The following is a 16,196-nucleotide window of genomic DNA, read 5'->3' as shown; positions in this document are numbered from 1 at the left end:
TTAAACAGACTATCTTGGAATTTATATGATGAAGAAATCTCTACTCTTATTGGGTTCATGTCTACTTACAGCGGCTTGTAGCACTACACAGGTGAGTACAACAGCTCCTAAAGAGGTAAAGACAGCGGGTCAGCTAAACTGCTCACCAACGGAACTATGCCCAAGCTTGCTCGTTAAATGGAACGAGAATCAAAAAGATCAGCTTCGTGTAGATGTGCATTTAAGTAGTAGTTATAACTTTTATGATATTAACGAGTTAACATTTGATATTGATGGGAAACGATTTAACTATCAACCCGCTCAATCAACTGAAAAAACGAATGTGAGCCGATTAGTTCCTAAACATTCAACAACGTTCTTTGTTATTCCAAGCAAATTCTTGCAAGAGTTTAAAAATGCTCAAAATGTAAACGTTTTGATAAAAACGGATAAAGGAACAATCGAACGCAATATGTATAGTCCACAAAAGCAGTCTTCGGTTTATAAAAACTTTATGCAGCTTTATCAAAATTCGAAATAAAGTACAAAGATTAAGTCATGCATCTATCCATTTTTTGGATAGATGCATTATTTTTTAATAATAAAAATGTTTTGGCTTCGCATGTAAAAATGCTGGAATCAACCCTGTTAAAGCTGCTCGTATATCTGCACGCTCATTAATCAATTGATGAGATCCCTCTTCTAGCATTAATAACGTTTGCAGCCTAAATTTACGACGAATAAATTCAATGTTGTAACGCCAATCAACGGTCTGATCAAGAGCACCTTGTGCAAGCCAGACGGGAATACGACAAGCTGGTCGCTCTTCCATTTCTTGCATCCATTTAGACATTGCCAAAATCCAATCCATGCCCATCATTCGAGGCTGCAATGGATCTTTTAAACGAATAAATCGTAAAAATTCAGGATTATGATTATTACGTCTAAAGTGTCTTGGTACTTGGCGCTTAATACGGCGAATAATGCCCAATCCAACTGGGTTATGCCACCATGCTGTTTTTGCAGGGCGAATCAAAGGAGAAAGTAACAGGACTCTATCTACAATCGGATCTTGGCGTTTTTCAGCATATTCCAATAAGTGATGCATCCAGATTGCGCCACCCGTACTTTGACCAATTCCTACCCAAGGTTTTGGTAACTGATCTGCATGTTTTACATATTGATAAACAGCCATCAAAACTTGTTGATAGTGATCAAAATTTTGAATACTTGCTGGTGAGCCATTGCTTAAACCATGCCCGGGTAAGTCATAGGTAATGACACTAAAGCCTTGTTCAAGAATTTCACGAATAATGGGCTGATAAATACCACTATGCTCAAGATAGCCATGTAATAAGCAGACAGTACCTTGTATTTTTTCTACTTTAGGCTTGAAAACTTGCACATGTAATCGAAACAAAGGCATTTGAACATAGCCCTGCCAATGATCACAGTCAAGTAAATGCAAACCATACAATTTGCGGTAAGCCAGTAAATCTCGAGACGGTTCTTCTAATGTATTTAAATTAAGTGGACTTAAAACCTGTGGCGTAAGATCACGGTTAGGAACCGGCAAATCTAATTGTTTTAATACGGCAGGATTGAGAAATGGGATATCTGACATTAAGGTACCTCTCGACAATCACTTGAGCCAAACAACATGTCGCGAATTGTCGCAAGTAATTCATAATTTGCACGACGGCTATGATCGTAATTTTGCACACTTGGTTGCCAGCGTGTCAGTGGCGTTGGCATTGGAGCCACAACAGGAATTGTTTCTATACCATTTAAAGCAAATAATCGGCGAGTACGCGGCATATGGTATTCATCTGTAACCAACATGACCGTCGGTGCTCCACCCTTTTTCTGAAGCAATAGCGAACTAAATCTTGTATTTTCACAAGTATTCATACTACGTTTTTCTAGTAGCTTTGCATCAACGCCGCGCTCTTTTAACCAAGCTTGCATATAAGGTGCCTCAACACCGCTCAGTACAATAGGAAGCTGATTTTGTTTTTCAACTTCTAAGGTTTTTTCTAGTCTCAAGCGTGTATAACCATTAACTACAATATCTTTTCCATTTTTATCAAGAGTCAAACCACCCCCTAATACAACAATTGCATAAGGTTGTGATAACTTTTTAGCTGGAGCTGGTAAAGGATTTTTACGAACATACTCGATTTTCTGTTCAGGTTCGCTAACAGCTTTTTGATGTTCTGGCACTATAGGTTTTCTTGCTAAAAACTCGGTATATTGCTCTGTAAGGGCCTTATTTTCTGAAATATTAATAAAGAGTGCTTCATCAATAGGGCTACTTGCTTCATCAGCAGCATCAATTTCTGAGTTTTTCACGACTAAAGGAACCGTTACAGAAGCAGCTGCCTCTGAATCTTGTTCCTTTTCTTCTAAAAGAATAATTTGCTGCAAAGCCTTATAGTTTTCTTGAAGATAGGTCAGATCTGTTGTCTTTTTTTCACGTAAAGCTTTTTCAGTCAGCTTTAAATACGCTTGACGAGCAATCCATAGATTTGAACCTGGCTCTAAATTATCATGTTCACTTAATGCAGCCTGTCTCTGACTTTCAGCGGCAACTTGATTCACATCAACCGGTACAAAATAATTAAGCCCAGCTACAATAAGTTTTGAATAAAACGGCGAATATAAAAAAACCACGAAACAGCCTAATAGTACAAATAGCACGGTGACTACTTGTACTAAACGTACCATTAAGTGTACTTTTGGCATAAAACTATTCCGTATGATTTTCAATTAAACCTAAACTGTTATAAAGCACAGGCTCTGGTTCTAACATAATATGGAAACGCTGATCAACATCATGTTGTACAGCCTGATAAGTTTTCTTTACATCAGTGAGAGATGCATTGGCATAATTCACCAAAACTAATGCCTGTTTATGAAACATCCCTACCATATCGAGTTGCTTCCCTTTCCAACCCGCCTGATCAATTAACCATCCTGCTGCGATTTTAACGTTTCCACTGGCTTGAGGATAATGTGGAATTGTTGAGAATTGTGTGATTAAACGCTCAAACTCTTGAGGATTAACAACCGGATTTTTAAAGAAACTACCTACATTTGGATACTCTTTTGGATCGGGGAGTTTACTTTGACGAATATGGATCACTTGATTTTGTAAGTTCTCAGCAGTCTGATTGTCTCCCACTGCTTGCTTCAAATCACCATAGTTAAGTTTTAAATTTGGCTGTTTAAGTAATTTAAAAGTGACATGCGTGATGATGTAGCGGTTTGGATCATCTTTAAAAATACTATGACGATACGCGAAATGGCAGTCAGCAGCTAAAATTGTCTGAGTTTCTTTTAATTGACGGTCATACACTTGTACCGACTCAATAAATTCTCCCACCTCAACACCATAAGCACCAATGTTCTGTACAGGTGAAGCACCGACTAATCCAGGAATAAGTGCGAGATTTTGCAAGCCAAACCAATTTTGCTGAGTGCTATATAAAACGAAATCATGCCAGACTTGACCTGCACCTACTTTAACTCGAACGAAATCATGATCGTTTGATAAAACTTCAATTCCTTGAATATCAAGATGAATCACTAAGGCATTGATCTGCTGCGGCAATAACATGTTACTACCACCCGATAACACAAGTACATTTAAATAATGCCGCTTAGCAAAATCCAAAGCTTCTTCAATATCCTGAATATTACCAACTTTTGTGTAATGTGAAGCTGTTGCATCTAAACTTAATGTATTGAATGGCTTAAGCTGTACCTGATTCTGAATTTGCATTGTGTTGAAAAACCTATTCTTAAACATTCAATTGTTTTTTTAAAATATTAATCCACGCCAAACTACTAGACTCGCATTGGTCAAGTACGCGCTCGAAGCCATCAGCACCACCATAATAAGGATCAGGTAAGGCTTGTTGTAGATATTGAGGATCATGTTCACTCATTAAAGCTACTTTTGCACGAATTTGATGAGTACCAAACTGAGAAACCGCGCTTTGTAGCATGTCATGAATATCATCAAAGTTTTGGTGATCCATTGCCAAAATCAAATCAAACTCTAAAAAGTCTTGTGTTGAAAGCTGCCTTGCACGTAAAGACGATAAGTCATAACCTCTTTTTTTAGCGTGCAGCTGACTACGCTGATCAGGTGCTTTATTTGGATGATAATTACTCGTTCCAGCTGAATCGACAATGACATTAAGTTGATGTGCATCACAATAATGTCTAAAAACCACTTCAGCCGTGGGAGAACGGCAAATGTTTCCTAAACAGACGCATAACACCTTATATTGTGTTTCCATTAGAAACTACTTCCAAACATTTGAATTAAATAGAAATAAATATGGGCATGTAAAACCCTGACAAAACTATAAATTATTGTCAGAATCGAATTGACCATTGTGACGTGATGCATTTTGTCAAAACTCAGATGGCTTGAAAAGGAAAATAATGTTTATCAATAGATTAAAAGTTGATAAATCAGTCGATAAAGTAGCTGACCTTCTAATTTTGAATAAAATAATAAAGCCCTCCGAAGAGAGCTTTTAGACAAATGACAACACTCACATTATTATTAATGATATGAGCTTTACATCTTAAAATAGGTTAGCAAATACTTAACTTGCAACTTATGATTTACTAATACAGCTTTAGTAAAAGGCCCAAAACAATCATTTAACGTTACTAATTAACTCAATCATTTCCTTCGTTGGCCTTAAGCTACCTAATTGCCACTGTTCAGGCGGATATTCATCAATTCGTATCCAGACATGCTCTTGAAAAGCTGGATTTCCCTTTCCTTCTATCTCTACAAATAAATCTGTTATTCGTTTAAAAAGCTCGGCTTTACTCTCTTTATCTAGTAAACCCTCTATAGTTTGTATATTTATAAATGGCATAATGCTACCTGAATTAAGTCTAGGTCTAAATTATAGACTCATGTTAATTGGAGCTTCCTAGAATGTCAAATATTATTCCAGATCATAGATTTTCAGTAGATGTGTGTGGAATTTTCAAAATTGCTGAGATATTGAACGATAGTTGGACGATCCTATTGTTGAGAGAAGCTTTTTACGGCGTAACGAAATTTAATGATTTTCTAGAAAATACAGGTATATCGAAGCAAATTTTATCTAATCGTCTAAAACACCTCATCCACTTAGAAATATTTGAATTATCAATTTATAAGGAAGTGGGTGTACGAGAGCGCAAAGAATACTTACTCACCCCAAAAGGTAAAAGCTTAAATATTGTTTTGCTTGCCATGCTTGAATCTGGTAGTAATTTTATTGAAGCAGATAAAGATGTCGTGAAAATTTTTAAGAAGAATTCAGATGATCAACTCAAATTAAAGCTTGTTGATTCATCTAATCAAATCATAGATCTTAATAATCTGGAACTGAAACTCATTCCTCGCAGAAATAAGGAATAATTTTTTATATTATTTTTCCTGTTCATTTCATCTTTTATTTAGATGTAAAAAAGCCCAAATATTATGGGCTTTTAAGCAACATGAAGAAAAGAATCATTTATTTTTAAAAAGTTTATCAGTCATAGTCCTATCAATCTTGCTACGATGTCCGTTCTCAAAGTATCGATCGACATGACATAGTTTCGTCTTGGTATCACAGAACACACCATTTGAGAGTGTAAATGCTGATGTATCAAAATCTCCTTGAGAGAATGCTCTGTTGGCTTTGTGAGTTCCTAAGTATTTGACTGTAAGTTTTTTAGATACACCCTTCTTGTCAGCACAAATATATTTATCACAAATTACACCTTTTTTAGGTGAATAGACGCTAGAGCTAGTTTTAGCGATTGCTACAGGACTCAGCATGAAGCAAGTGCATCCAATAACACTAAGTAAAGTTTTAGAAATTTTCACTTTTTGAACCGAATAAAATTATAAATTGTTAAGACATTATATGAATTAGCAGCCTTCAGGAAAATCTACTGAACAGTATAAATAACAAAAAGCCCACCTTCCGATGATTTTTTAAATTACTTGCATGATCTCTGTCTATCATCTGAGTCTGGCCACATGAAAGTAGAGCTTTTCTCATATAACACTCAACATAATCACCTCAGAAGTACTTTATTTTAAGGTGTCTTATGCTAAGTTATTTGAAGATTGAATCTTATAGAACCATTCGACAATAATTTTCAAAAATAAGGAAATAATGTATATGAGCCATTTTCAATTTCAAACCGTTCCAAATATCATCTCTGGCTTAGGCTCTATACAAGAATTACAAAATGTTTTGTCATCAAAAGCTTACCGTAGGTTATTGCTAGTCACAGATGCAGGTATGGTCAAAAATCAATTACACCTTTCTATTCTTCAAATTTTAGATACGCTCAATATTGAATATGTCATTTATGCAGATGTTCAGGCTGACCCACCCGAACAAGTTGTTTTAGATGCAGCCAATTATGCAAAACAACAAAATGTAGATGCCATTATTGGTTTTGGTGGTGGCAGTTCTTTAGATGTTGCAAAAGTAATTGCTTTACTCGCCCACCCCAACCAAACTCAAAGTTTGCAAGAGATGTATAGCGTAAACCAAGTCACCACTGCTCGCCTACCACTTATTTTGATTCCAACGACAGCTGGTACAGGTTCTGAAGTAACGCCTATTTCAATTGTGACGACTGGCGAGACAACAAAAATGGGGATTGTTTCTCCGGTACTATACGCCGATACAGCAATTCTTGACGCTACCTTTACTCAAAACCTTCCAGCACATATTACCGCTGCAACGGGTATTGATGCGATGGTACATGCTATTGAGGCATATACCTCTAAACACAAGAAGAATATTTACACCGATATTTTAGCTAAGAATGCTTTGAAGTTGTTAAATCATAACTTACCGAAAGTTCTTAAAGATGGTAATGATTTAGAAGCACGTCAAAACATGCTTTTTGGTTCAATGCTCGCGGGTCAAGCGTTTGCAAATTCACCTGTTGCTGCTGTGCATGCTTTAGCTTACCCACTGGGCGGTCATTTTCATTTGTCGCATGGACATACCAATGCTTTAGTGCTGGTTGAAGTATTAAAATTTAATGCGCCCAATGCAAAAAAATACTATGCAGAGCTTATGCAATGGCTCGATCCATACAGCAATGGCAGCACTGATGGCTTGTGTGATCTGTTTATTGACCACATGCAGAACCACTTAGACCGTAGCGGCTTGACCCTAAAACTTAGAGAATTGGGTATTGATGAGTCGAGCTTATCTAGACTTGCTCAAGATGCCATGTTGCAAACTCGCTTACTACAAAATAATCCACGAGACATGACAGAAGCTGCTGCTTTGGCAATTTATCAGGCGATTCATTAATGACTAAACCAGTTTTAAAAACCCGAGATCAATTTAAGTTCTTTTTAGACATTCAAACACGTTGGGCAGATAACGACATCTATGGGCATGTGAATAATGTGACTTACTATAGCTACTTCGATACAGCAGCCAATGCATTACTCATTCAAAAAACAGGTTTTGATATTCATCAATCACAATCAATTGGCTTAGTGGTCGATTCAGCTTGTAGTTTTTTTCAGGAATTATCTTTTCCCGAAATTATTCAGGTAGGTGTTGCGATTGGTAAAATCGGTAACACTTCACTGCGCTATGAACTGGCCATCTTTAAACAAGGCCAAGAGCAAGCTTCAGCTCAAGGACATTTTGTGCATGTCTTTGTTGACCGTGAAACCCGAAAAACGGTTCCAATTTCTGAGTCTACTCGTGACGTTTTAGAGAAATTTTTATTATAAAAAAATGAGGCAAAAAGAAAATGAGTTGTTCTTTTTGCCTCTTCATTATTTAGATCATCGCAGGATCACTAAAAGAGTCCTCACCCGTTTCAACCCGACCAGCAAAGCGTCGGTAATAAGACACATCACTTTGGCATGTGATCTCAAAATCGTACCAATGCCCTACATCAGCCAAAGCCCAATGTTGCTTAACAACTTGACCAGCTTTTACGGTAAGTTGTAATGGAGCATCCTGTCGATATGCACACGGTTTTACTGTCAATATCGCGTCCTTGGTTCCTTCATTCATGAGTTCTACATAGACATCACCGTTGGCAATGTCATAGCACACTCGAATTTCAGGTTTAACGCCACTATCAACAATACGTTGAGTATCGCCTTTAAAGTGACGATGGTAGCCATTTGGACCAAGTACCCATAAATCATAACGACCTAAATTATCTTTTAAAGCGCCCCATTCATCCTCTAGAGTCTTGTTTGGCTCGACAATATAACGCTTTGGAATAAGGTCTAGGTTCAGTTTGTCATATACATGAAAAACCGCTGCTTGCTGACCTGTATTAGAGAATATCAATTGCACTTTACCATCGGCTTTACAGCGCGCGCTGGTGTGCAGTTCGTAAGGTAGCGCACGCGACAGACGTATGCCACTTTGCTGAATCGGTAACTTAATATCCGTTGGTACAGGAACAGCTGGCAAAGCTTCTTGATTTTCTCTTAACTCATCTGCCTGCAAACGTGTCTGTTTACCGTTGAGCTGAGGTAAAACATCTGCATTTGGTGTTTTAAAGTTAAATGCACTGGTTAAATCACCACACACCGCACGGCGATATGGACTGATATTTGGCTCTTTTACACCGAAACGTTTTTCTAAAAACATGAGCACAGAAGTATGGTCAAACACTTGCGAGTTCACCCAGCCACCACGGCTCCATGGAGAAATCACATATAAGGGAACACGAGGACCTGGACCATAAACTCGTCCATCAGGTGTAGGCTGAGAATGGCTCCCCTCAGGCGCTGCGTGGTCAAAATACTCATCCTGCATATCGGCACTGCTTAATGTCGATTTGCCTGCGTACTGACCATTTTTGAGACGAGATGGCGCTGATGGTGACGGTACGTGGTCAAAGTAGCCATCATTTTCATCGAAATTGATAATGAGTGCTGTTTTACTCCAAACCTCTGGCACAGCAGTTAATGCATCAATAATTTCTTGAATAAACCATGCCCCTTGGACAGGACTAGAAGGATCTGGATGTTCGCAGTAAATGGATGGCGCATTAATCCAAGACACTTGAGGTAACTTACCTTCACGAATGTCGCGTTTAAAAGCGTCGAGATATTCTTCAGGTTTATTGCCTGGCAATGTATTTGCAATGCCTTTATAGAGTGGATTTTGGGCATTATCGGTCGCAGCATCATAGGCTTTATATGGTAGTTTTTGTCCCGTATCAGCATATGGTTTGTTTGGTTCACCACCGCTTGCAACCGGATAACCAGATGCAATGTTAGCCTTTCTAAATGAACGGAATGCACCAAGCATGTTATCACCCCATTCATCTGGCATATTTTGATAACAAATCCAGCTTACTCCTGCTTCTTCTAAACGCTCAGCATAAGTCTTCCACGTATAACCGCGATCTGCCGTAGCTGGATTACCATCAATCCAGTCCCACTCATTGTTTACAAATGAACGCTTGGTCGGTGTCGCCCCATTTGTACCCGTTAAATGAAAAGAGCGGTTCGCATCTGTTCCAGTGTGCATAGAGCAATGGTAGGCATCACAAATCGTAAAGGCGTTCGCAAGTGCAAACTGATATGGAATTTCTTTTTCTTTAAAGTAACCCATGGATATATCAGTTTTATGGGCTGGCCAATTTGCCATACGCCCATTGTCCCAAGCTAACTGGCTGTCATTCCACGTATGCGGTGTACCATCTGCACGCTGCGCATTATTGGCTGTACCATCTAAATGAAAAGGCGTTAAAACTTGCCCATTACTTCTAAGCTGCTCCCAAACACGGCGGCCACTTGGTAGAGGAATTGTAAAACGGTCAGCAAAACCTCGAACACCTTTTAACGTTCCAAAGTAATGATCAAAAGATCGGTTTTCCTGCATTAAAATAATAACGTGTTCGACATCCTGAATGGTGCCAGTTTTATTGTTTGCAGGAATTGCTAAAGCTTTTTGAATACTAGATGGGAATGCTGCCAATGCCGCAGCACCAAAGCCCATATTTATAGAATAATTTAAAAATTTACGACGTGTAATCATGATCAGGTTCTTTTTATTATTGAGGTTTATGGAGCACAGCGCATCACAGGCTTTTTACCTGTTTCTGGTGCATTCGAATTATCATTTGATGAGTCGTTACAACCACTCAGCAGGATCGCGCCGATTAATAAGAAATATGAATATTTAAAACAATTTATTCTAGCGCATTGCCTTTTCATGACGAGATATAGTCCATTTAAAATCTAAAATGGCTAACATAGAAAAGTACGATGACAGTGACATGACCTGAATATTTCAATCCAGTGAAAAATATGAAAATTCTATTATTTTCATATTCTGCACCAGATCAAAACTCAGATAAATTTAAGGCTTTAATTGAATGTTTTGAAGTTCAGCATCAAAAGTTTTTATGAGACTTTTGATGACTGGCTGTTGCTGTAACAGCTCGGCTGCTCGGTGAAAGGCTTTTTCTTTACGCGCACTTTGAATGGTATAGGGTGTAGTTGTATTTAACGCACCATATTCAACTGTAAATTGAGTATTAGGCCATTGTTCATTTAATGCATCAATAAGGCCTTGCTGTAATTGAGTCAGCATATTTTCATATTCTTGAGGAATATGGAAAATAGTATTACCGCCAATTTCACCAGTCATCACACCATGCTGAGCAAGTTCTTGAACGGCTGGAGAAAGCTGACTATTTCTAAACCAATACTCCCATTTTTCAAGTGTCCACTCACCTTCCAAAACTTGAGGAGACAGCTTCAAGATATCTTGAGGCATCAGCTGCCCGTTATCAGTTTCGCTAGCCTCTTTTACAACTGCAACTGTTTCAACCCTTACTTCGGCTTGCACAAATGCCTGTTGTTCAATAACAGGGTCAGAAGCAAGATCAGGCGTATCTTGGGCAAGTGAAAAATCAGCACTAGGCGTTTCAAATAAACCCATCGGCTCAGTAGTGAACGCTGGTTCAGGTTCAATATTTCTGGCCTGAGTTTCCATCTGAACTTGTACTAACTTTTGTTCTGGCACTGGAATGAAATCTTCATCCAGAACACTAACAGTCTCTTGAACAACTGCTGACTCAAGCCCAATCAGCTCATGATGATTTGGGTCAAATACCATTAAATCCTGATTAGACTGAGGTTCAGGTTCAGGTTCAGGTTCAGGTTCAGGTTCAGGTTCAGGTTCAGGTTCAGGTTCAGGTTCAGGTTCAGGTTCAGGTTCAGGTTCAGGTTCAGGTTCAGGTTCAGGTTCAGGTTCAGGTTCAACCATAGCGGGTTGGCTAATAACTTCAACTGGCTGAACAGTATTTACTGGAGTCATCTCCTGAGCTGTTTGCTGAGCCTGTTGACTCAAACCCACTACTGCTTGTCCATTTTGCTGAACAGGCTCTGACACCAAAATTTCATTAGGCGCTAGTGGACGGAATGCCAATAAGCGTAAAACGCACATTTCAAAACCTTGTTCTTGCGTCACGGCAAATTGCAAGTCTGAACGGCCTTTACATGCAATTTGATAATACAGTTGTAAATCTTGAGCAGAAATCAGCTTAGACAGTTGCATAATTTTGCGATTGATTTCTTCGCTATATTTCAGACTCAAATCAGGTAAATATTGTAAAATTGCCAATTCATGCATTGTCGAAACCAACTGATCAAGCACAAGTGAAACGTCTAGTGCTTGATGTCTAAATTGCAATAAAAGCTGACTAACTTTCTCACGTTGGTTCTGATGAATCGCTAAAATCAAATCATAAATAATCGTACGGTCAATCAACCCAAGCATTTCTTTAACATCTTGATGTTGGACTGCACCCTGACCATAAGCAATCGCTTGGTCAGTTAAAGATAATGCATCACGTAATGAACCTTGAGCAGATTCAGCAATTTGCCAAATTGCATCTTGGTCAGAAGCAATCTGTTCTTTTTCAAGAATAGCCCCAAGATGTTTTGTAATTTCATCGACGGCTAAAGGTCGCAAGGTAAATTGCAAACAACGTGAAATGACCGTAATTGGTAACTTTTGTGGATCGGTCGTTGCAAACAGAAACTTAACGTGTTCTGGCGGTTCTTCTAGTGTTTTTAATAACGCATTAAAAGAATGCGTCGATAGCATATGTACTTCGTCAATCAGGTAAACTTTAAAACGGCCTTGCGTTGGCGCATAAGGAACGTTGTCTAACAGTTCACGCGTATCTTCTACTTTTGTTCTTGAAGCAGCATCGATTTCGATCAGATCAATAAAACGACCTTCATTTACTGCCTTACAGGTTGCACAAACTTCACATGGCGTAGAAGTCACACCCGTTTCACAGTTTAAGCACTTGGCTAAAATACGTGCAATTGTAGTTTTACCTACACCACGCGTTCCTGTAAATAAATAAGCATGGTGTAGACGACCGCGTTCCAATGCACTACTTAATGCACGAGAAACATGGTTTTGCCCCACTAACTCATTGAAATTACGTGGACGGTATTTTCTAGCAAGTACTTGATACATGTATGCTCCTTTTTACAGGCATAAGCATACTTTGTTTTTAAAAGAGTGTGAACGCATAAAGCTCATATCCGTACAGATAAACTGCGAACTGCCCCATTTGTCTGCACTATCAGTTATTTTAAAGCTTCGGATAAAGAACATTTTGACCGAAGCTTTAAATACCCTAAAACGTTTTAATTTACTTTCTTCGGAAAACTAAACCAGACAAATACAGTTAAAAGGAAAAAACAAATAGCTGAAATGGTAAGCACCCAACTATGCGCATAGCTAAAAGCTTGCTGAGCAACTGCAACCAACTGTCCTCCTAAAGGATTTTCAAGATTAAAGGCTAATTGCATGGTTTCACCAATCGATATACTCGCTTTTTCAATTAAGTTCGACGGAAGCTCTGCTGGCAAAATAATTGAGCGGCTATAAAACCAAGACAACATTAACCCGAAAATAGCGACGCCTAAACCAGCGCCAAGCTCGTAGGCCATACCCTCAATCGCACCTGCTGCACTTGCCTTTTGAGGTGGAACGGATGACATAATGGCAGCAGTTGAAGCCAGTAAGGCAATCTCAATGCTAAAGCCTAAAAAGACCATACATGTCCACGCTGAGAAGTGATCGGTCGAAAAGTTAAGCTGGGCAAGCCCCCATAGACTAAATCCACTTATTAAAATACCAACAGTAGATACAAGTCTAAGTCCCCATTTATTTAAACAGATTCCGGCTAAAGGACCACCTAAACTAATCGCAATCATGAATGGAATAATAAACATAGCGGCCTGTAATGGAGAAAAACCATGTACAAACTGCAACTCTTGAGACAAGAGTAATTCAAAGCCAACCAAAGCAATCATGGAAACAACAGCCATGACAATGCTGGTAGAAATCACCGGATGTTTAAATAAATCCAGATCAATCATTGGCGTAGTCGTTCTTTTTTGACTTCGAATAAATTGAATCAAAGCACTTACTCCAGCTACAAACATCACAACTGTAAGTACCGAGAAGTTATACATAGCCGATTTGATTGAATAGATAAGGCTTAAAATGGCTACAACCAAAATTAAAGCTTGCCCCAAGTTAATTGGCTGATCAGTTTTCTCTTGTTGTTTAGGAATGATTATGACAATCATGACCAGAACAACCAAAATAATTGGGATATTGATAAGGAATACTGCTCCCCAATGGAAGTGTTCTAGTACAAAACCACCAACCAATGGACCGAAAGCTGCTCCGCCACCACCCACTGTAGACCAAAGACCAAGTGCAAAATTTCTCTGCTTTTCTTCGGTAAAGGCATTACGAATGCCTGATAAAGTAGCTGGAATAAGCATCGCTGCCCCTAGACCTAAAACAGCGCGGGAAGCAATTAAGGCGTAAGCTGTTGGAGAAAAAGCCGCAGCTAAGGAACCGACTCCAAAAATTGCAGTTCCAATAAATAATAATTTTTTAAAGCCAATACGATCACCGAGTGCACCCATCGGCAAAATCAAACCCGCCATAATCAGTGAATAAATATCAATGACCCATAAAAGCTGATTGGCAGTTAAATTCAATGCTGCACTTAAAGATGGTGTTGCAACATGCATCACCGTTGCATCAATCGTAACTGGTAAATAAATAAGGACGATAATTGTCAGGATTAACCATTTTTTTTGCATAACGCTCTTCAATATCCAAAACTTGGACATGTGTTCAAATCATGGTTATTATATACACAATTGGACACTTGTCCAACTTTTAGTTTTAATGTAATTTGTGTCGAATTCAGTCAGGTAAAAGAAACATGGCCTATCTTAATCGCGATCAACGCAGAGAAATGATTCTGCAAGCAGCCATGCAAGTTGCTTTGGCTGAAGGTTTTACAGCCATGACGGTACGCCGAATCGCAACAGAAGCACAAACATCAACCGGACAAGTTCATCATCATTTCTCCTCGGCATCTCATTTAAAAGCTGAAGCTTTTTTAAAGCTCATGGAACAGCTTGATGAAATTGAACAAACTCTAAAAACCACTAGCCAATTTCAAAGACTCTTCATTTTATTAGGTGCAGAAAACATAGACAGACTTCAGCCCTACCTACGCCTATGGAATGAAGCAGAACTCTTGATTGAACAAGATATTGAAATACAAAAGGCTTATAACCTTGCCATGCAAAGTTGGCATGAATCTATTGTCCAAGCGATTGAATGTGGCAAAAAAGATGAGGAGTTTAAAAATACATCTAATTCAACAGACATAGCTTGGCGACTCATCGCTTTTGTTTGTGGATTAGAAGGTATTTATCAACTTGGTTTACAAGGTTTAGCTGAAGAAGACTTTAAGCGCCATACAGAAGCAATTATTCGCTTAGAATTATTATAAATATAGAAGCTGGCATTAATTAGGATGCCAGCTTTGAAATACTAAAATTAGAACCAGCCTTTACGGCCTTTTAAAATTTGGTCAGTGCAACGTAAGGCTTCCTGAGTCAGCCCCCACAAACGGTAATCACCCGTGATTGAACCAATTTGAAAGTTATGAGTATAGGCAAAACTCAGATCACGCTCAGGATCGCACCACGCCCCTGAACCATTGTAACCAATATGTCCAAAGCCATTTTTAGCGCGTTTACCCATGGTAATAATGCGGTGATATCCTAAGCGCCAATTCATCGGAATTGGCATGACACGATCACGTGCATAACTTTGAATGGTACTGAGCTCTTTAAATATTTCTGGGCGAATAAGTTGCTGCCCATCCCATTCACCGTGATTTGCCAGCATCACGTAAATTTTAGCAAGACTATTTGCAGTAAACGTGCCGTTCGCCGCCGGAATGACTGCTTGCAATCCTTCATCACTAAAGAAACTAAAATGCTTCATTCCTTTTGGAATCATGGCATCCTGAAAATCTTGCGGGTCTTGCCCAGTCCACGTAATCATTTTTTCAGAGAGTGAACTCTTGTGTGCCTGAGGCTTTTTGGGTTTTTCAACTTGGGTAGACGCTGGTTTTTCTGGTTTCGGTTGAATAATTAAACGTGCTACACGGTCCAGCTCACTTGCAGGTGTACCAAAATAAGCGCCGTCTAACTGCAACGGTTCAAAGAGGTATTTTTGCATGAGCTGATCTAAAGATTGACCAGTTGCTTTTTCAAGTACACCACCGACAAGCCAGCCAAATGTTAAAGCTTGATAAGCATTGTCCTCTCCGGCAAGGAATCTAGGCTTAGTTGCTGCAATCACATTTAACATATGTGACCAGTCGAGCATTTCTCTTGCACTTTCGATAATATTTCGAACATCAAACATGCCGCTTTGATGACTCAGCACATGACGTAAAGTCATTTGCTCTTTACCATTTTGAGCAAACTCAGGCCAATAAGTCGCAATCGGTTTGTCGTATTCTAAAAAACCTTCACTTACTAAAATATGCGCTAAAGTTGCAAGTACACCTTTACCTGTAGAGTAGCAAACTGCCAAAGTGTCAGGTTGCCAAACTTCATTTTGTGATTTTAGACCGGTGTAGATATCTACAACTTTCTGGCCACTAAAATAAACCGTTAATGCAGCTCCACCTTGTCCTGTTCTAGCATCTTGAAGACGGCTAAATTGGTGGGCTAAATCAATAAAACGTTCATCTAAAATACCGTGATAGTTATGGGTATCGGCCAGTAAAATCTCTTTAATCACATGAAGTTCCTTGCATTTTTTGTTATTTTG

General features: G+C 38.8%; 15 protein-coding genes. 5 read left to right on the top strand and 10 right to left on the bottom strand.

Features of this window, described 5'->3' with window-relative positions:
* The first annotated feature begins 25 nt into the window (after positions 1 to 25).
* On the top strand, positions 26 to 520 hold the full coding sequence (locus tag FY048_RS03665; protein WP_252612702.1) for a hypothetical protein: 495 nt from the start codon (positions 26 to 28) through the stop codon (positions 518 to 520).
* Positions 521 to 574: 54 nt separating this feature from the next.
* Here the strand turns inward: FY048_RS03665 and FY048_RS03660 are convergent, their stop codons facing one another.
* From FY048_RS03660 to FY048_RS03640, 5 genes are all read right to left on the bottom strand, one after another.
* Positions 575 to 1,603 (bottom strand): alpha/beta hydrolase, encoded by a 1,029-nt coding sequence (locus tag FY048_RS03660; protein ID WP_446090162.1) that lies wholly within the window; start codon positions 1,601 to 1,603, stop codon positions 575 to 577.
* Positions 1,603 to 2,724, bottom strand: coding sequence for a YdcF family protein (locus FY048_RS03655; protein ID WP_446090161.1), 1,122 nt, complete (start codon positions 2,722 to 2,724; stop codon positions 1,603 to 1,605). Before FY048_RS03655 ends, FY048_RS03660 begins: the two co-directional genes overlap by 1 nt.
* Before the next feature lie 4 nt (positions 2,725 to 2,728).
* On the bottom strand, positions 2,729 to 3,763 hold the full coding sequence (gene murB, locus FY048_RS03650; RefSeq protein ID WP_446090160.1) for a UDP-N-acetylmuramate dehydrogenase: 1,035 nt from the start codon (positions 3,761 to 3,763) through the stop codon (positions 2,729 to 2,731).
* Between the two features lie 19 nt (positions 3,764 to 3,782).
* On the bottom strand, positions 3,783 to 4,286 hold the full coding sequence (locus FY048_RS03645; protein ID WP_005306419.1) for a low molecular weight protein-tyrosine-phosphatase: 504 nt from the start codon (positions 4,284 to 4,286) through the stop codon (positions 3,783 to 3,785).
* 369 nt (positions 4,287 to 4,655) lie between these two features.
* Positions 4,656 to 4,883: a tautomerase family protein gene (locus tag FY048_RS03640; RefSeq protein WP_336170099.1), complete on the bottom strand. Its 228-nt coding sequence runs from the start codon at positions 4,881 to 4,883 to the stop codon at positions 4,656 to 4,658.
* 62 nt (positions 4,884 to 4,945) lie between these two features.
* Here FY048_RS03640 and FY048_RS03635 point away from each other — a divergent pair, with 62 nt between their 5' ends.
* Positions 4,946 to 5,416, top strand: a complete 471-nt coding sequence (locus FY048_RS03635) for a winged helix-turn-helix transcriptional regulator (RefSeq protein WP_446090159.1) — start codon at positions 4,946 to 4,948, stop codon at positions 5,414 to 5,416.
* A 93-nt stretch (positions 5,417 to 5,509) separates the two neighbouring features.
* Here the strand turns inward: FY048_RS03635 and FY048_RS03630 are convergent, their stop codons facing one another.
* Positions 5,510 to 5,821 carry a YcgJ family protein gene (locus FY048_RS03630; protein WP_446090158.1) on the bottom strand — a complete coding sequence of 104 codons (312 nt, stop codon included), beginning with the start codon at positions 5,819 to 5,821 and terminating at the stop codon, positions 5,510 to 5,512.
* 349 nt (positions 5,822 to 6,170) lie between these two features.
* Here FY048_RS03630 and FY048_RS03625 point away from each other — a divergent pair, with 349 nt between their 5' ends.
* Together FY048_RS03625 and FY048_RS03620 are read left to right on the top strand one after the other, a co-directional pair.
* On the top strand, positions 6,171 to 7,328 hold the full coding sequence (locus tag FY048_RS03625; protein WP_446090157.1) for an iron-containing alcohol dehydrogenase: 1,158 nt from the start codon (positions 6,171 to 6,173) through the stop codon (positions 7,326 to 7,328).
* A complete protein-coding gene (locus tag FY048_RS03620; RefSeq protein WP_151963057.1) occupies positions 7,328 to 7,762 on the top strand; it encodes an acyl-CoA thioesterase in 435 nt (144 codons plus the stop codon). The genes FY048_RS03625 and FY048_RS03620 overlap by 1 nt, the downstream gene beginning before the upstream one ends.
* Positions 7,763 to 7,811: 49 nt before the next feature.
* Here the strand turns inward: FY048_RS03620 and FY048_RS03615 are convergent, their stop codons facing one another.
* The 3 genes from FY048_RS03615 to amvA all read right to left on the bottom strand — a co-directional run bounded on the left by FY048_RS03615 (position 7,812) and on the right by amvA (position 14,155).
* Entirely contained in the window at positions 7,812 to 10,040 is a 2,229-nt protein-coding gene (locus FY048_RS03615) for a phosphocholine-specific phospholipase C (RefSeq protein WP_446090156.1), read from the bottom strand.
* A 324-nt stretch (positions 10,041 to 10,364) separates the two neighbouring features.
* Positions 10,365 to 12,503: a DNA polymerase III subunit gamma/tau gene (locus tag FY048_RS03610; protein WP_446090155.1), complete on the bottom strand. Its 2,139-nt coding sequence runs from the start codon at positions 12,501 to 12,503 to the stop codon at positions 10,365 to 10,367.
* Positions 12,504 to 12,676: 173 nt separating this feature from the next.
* Positions 12,677 to 14,155: a multidrug efflux MFS transporter AmvA gene (gene amvA, locus FY048_RS03605; protein ID WP_446090154.1), complete on the bottom strand. Its 1,479-nt coding sequence runs from the start codon at positions 14,153 to 14,155 to the stop codon at positions 12,677 to 12,679.
* 125 nt (positions 14,156 to 14,280) lie between these two features.
* Here amvA and FY048_RS03600 point away from each other — a divergent pair, with 125 nt between their 5' ends.
* The gene (locus FY048_RS03600) at positions 14,281 to 14,859 is read left to right on the top strand and encodes a TetR family transcriptional regulator (RefSeq protein WP_446090153.1); all 579 of its coding nucleotides are present in this window, start codon (positions 14,281 to 14,283) and stop codon (positions 14,857 to 14,859) included.
* 47 nt (positions 14,860 to 14,906) lie between these two features.
* Here the strand turns inward: FY048_RS03600 and FY048_RS03595 are convergent, their stop codons facing one another.
* On the bottom strand, positions 14,907 to 16,166 hold the full coding sequence (locus tag FY048_RS03595; protein WP_446090152.1) for a serine hydrolase domain-containing protein: 1,260 nt from the start codon (positions 16,164 to 16,166) through the stop codon (positions 14,907 to 14,909).
* Between the last annotated feature and the right edge of the window lie 30 nt (positions 16,167 to 16,196).

The sequence above is a fragment of the Acinetobacter sp. 1124_18A genome, from assembly GCF_052824995.1.
Note: the sequence above shows the minus strand (reverse complement) of the source record. Positions and strands in the feature narration are given on the sequence as shown.

What these genes read in the sequence shown, in the direction of transcription:
- FY048_RS03635 (WP_446090159.1), top strand. Translation starts at nt 4,946, where the DNA reads ATGTCAAATATTATTCCAGATCATAGATTTTCAGTAGATGTGTGTGGA.
- murB (WP_446090160.1), bottom strand. Translation starts at nt 3,763, where the DNA reads ATGCAAATTCAGAATCAGGTACAGCTTAAGCCATTCAATACATTAAGT.
- FY048_RS03655 (WP_446090161.1), bottom strand. Translation starts at nt 2,724, where the DNA reads ATGCCAAAAGTACACTTAATGGTACGTTTAGTACAAGTAGTCACCGTG.
- FY048_RS03660 (WP_446090162.1), bottom strand. Translation starts at nt 1,603, where the DNA reads ATGTCAGATATCCCATTTCTCAATCCTGCCGTATTAAAACAATTAGAT.
- FY048_RS03630 (WP_446090158.1), bottom strand. Translation starts at nt 5,821, where the DNA reads ATGCTGAGTCCTGTAGCAATCGCTAAAACTAGCTCTAGCGTCTATTCA.
- FY048_RS03610 (WP_446090155.1), bottom strand. Translation starts at nt 12,503, where the DNA reads ATGTATCAAGTACTTGCTAGAAAATACCGTCCACGTAATTTCAATGAG.
- FY048_RS03645 (WP_005306419.1), bottom strand. Translation starts at nt 4,286, where the DNA reads ATGGAAACACAATATAAGGTGTTATGCGTCTGTTTAGGAAACATTTGC.
- FY048_RS03665 (WP_252612702.1), top strand. Translation starts at nt 26, where the DNA reads ATGATGAAGAAATCTCTACTCTTATTGGGTTCATGTCTACTTACAGCG.
- FY048_RS03615 (WP_446090156.1), bottom strand. Translation starts at nt 10,040, where the DNA reads ATGATTACACGTCGTAAATTTTTAAATTATTCTATAAATATGGGCTTT.
- FY048_RS03600 (WP_446090153.1), top strand. Translation starts at nt 14,281, where the DNA reads ATGGCCTATCTTAATCGCGATCAACGCAGAGAAATGATTCTGCAAGCA.
- FY048_RS03640 (WP_336170099.1), bottom strand. Translation starts at nt 4,883, where the DNA reads ATGCCATTTATAAATATACAAACTATAGAGGGTTTACTAGATAAAGAG.
- FY048_RS03625 (WP_446090157.1), top strand. Translation starts at nt 6,171, where the DNA reads ATGAGCCATTTTCAATTTCAAACCGTTCCAAATATCATCTCTGGCTTA.
- FY048_RS03620 (WP_151963057.1), top strand. Translation starts at nt 7,328, where the DNA reads ATGACTAAACCAGTTTTAAAAACCCGAGATCAATTTAAGTTCTTTTTA.
- amvA (WP_446090154.1), bottom strand. Translation starts at nt 14,155, where the DNA reads ATGCAAAAAAAATGGTTAATCCTGACAATTATCGTCCTTATTTATTTA.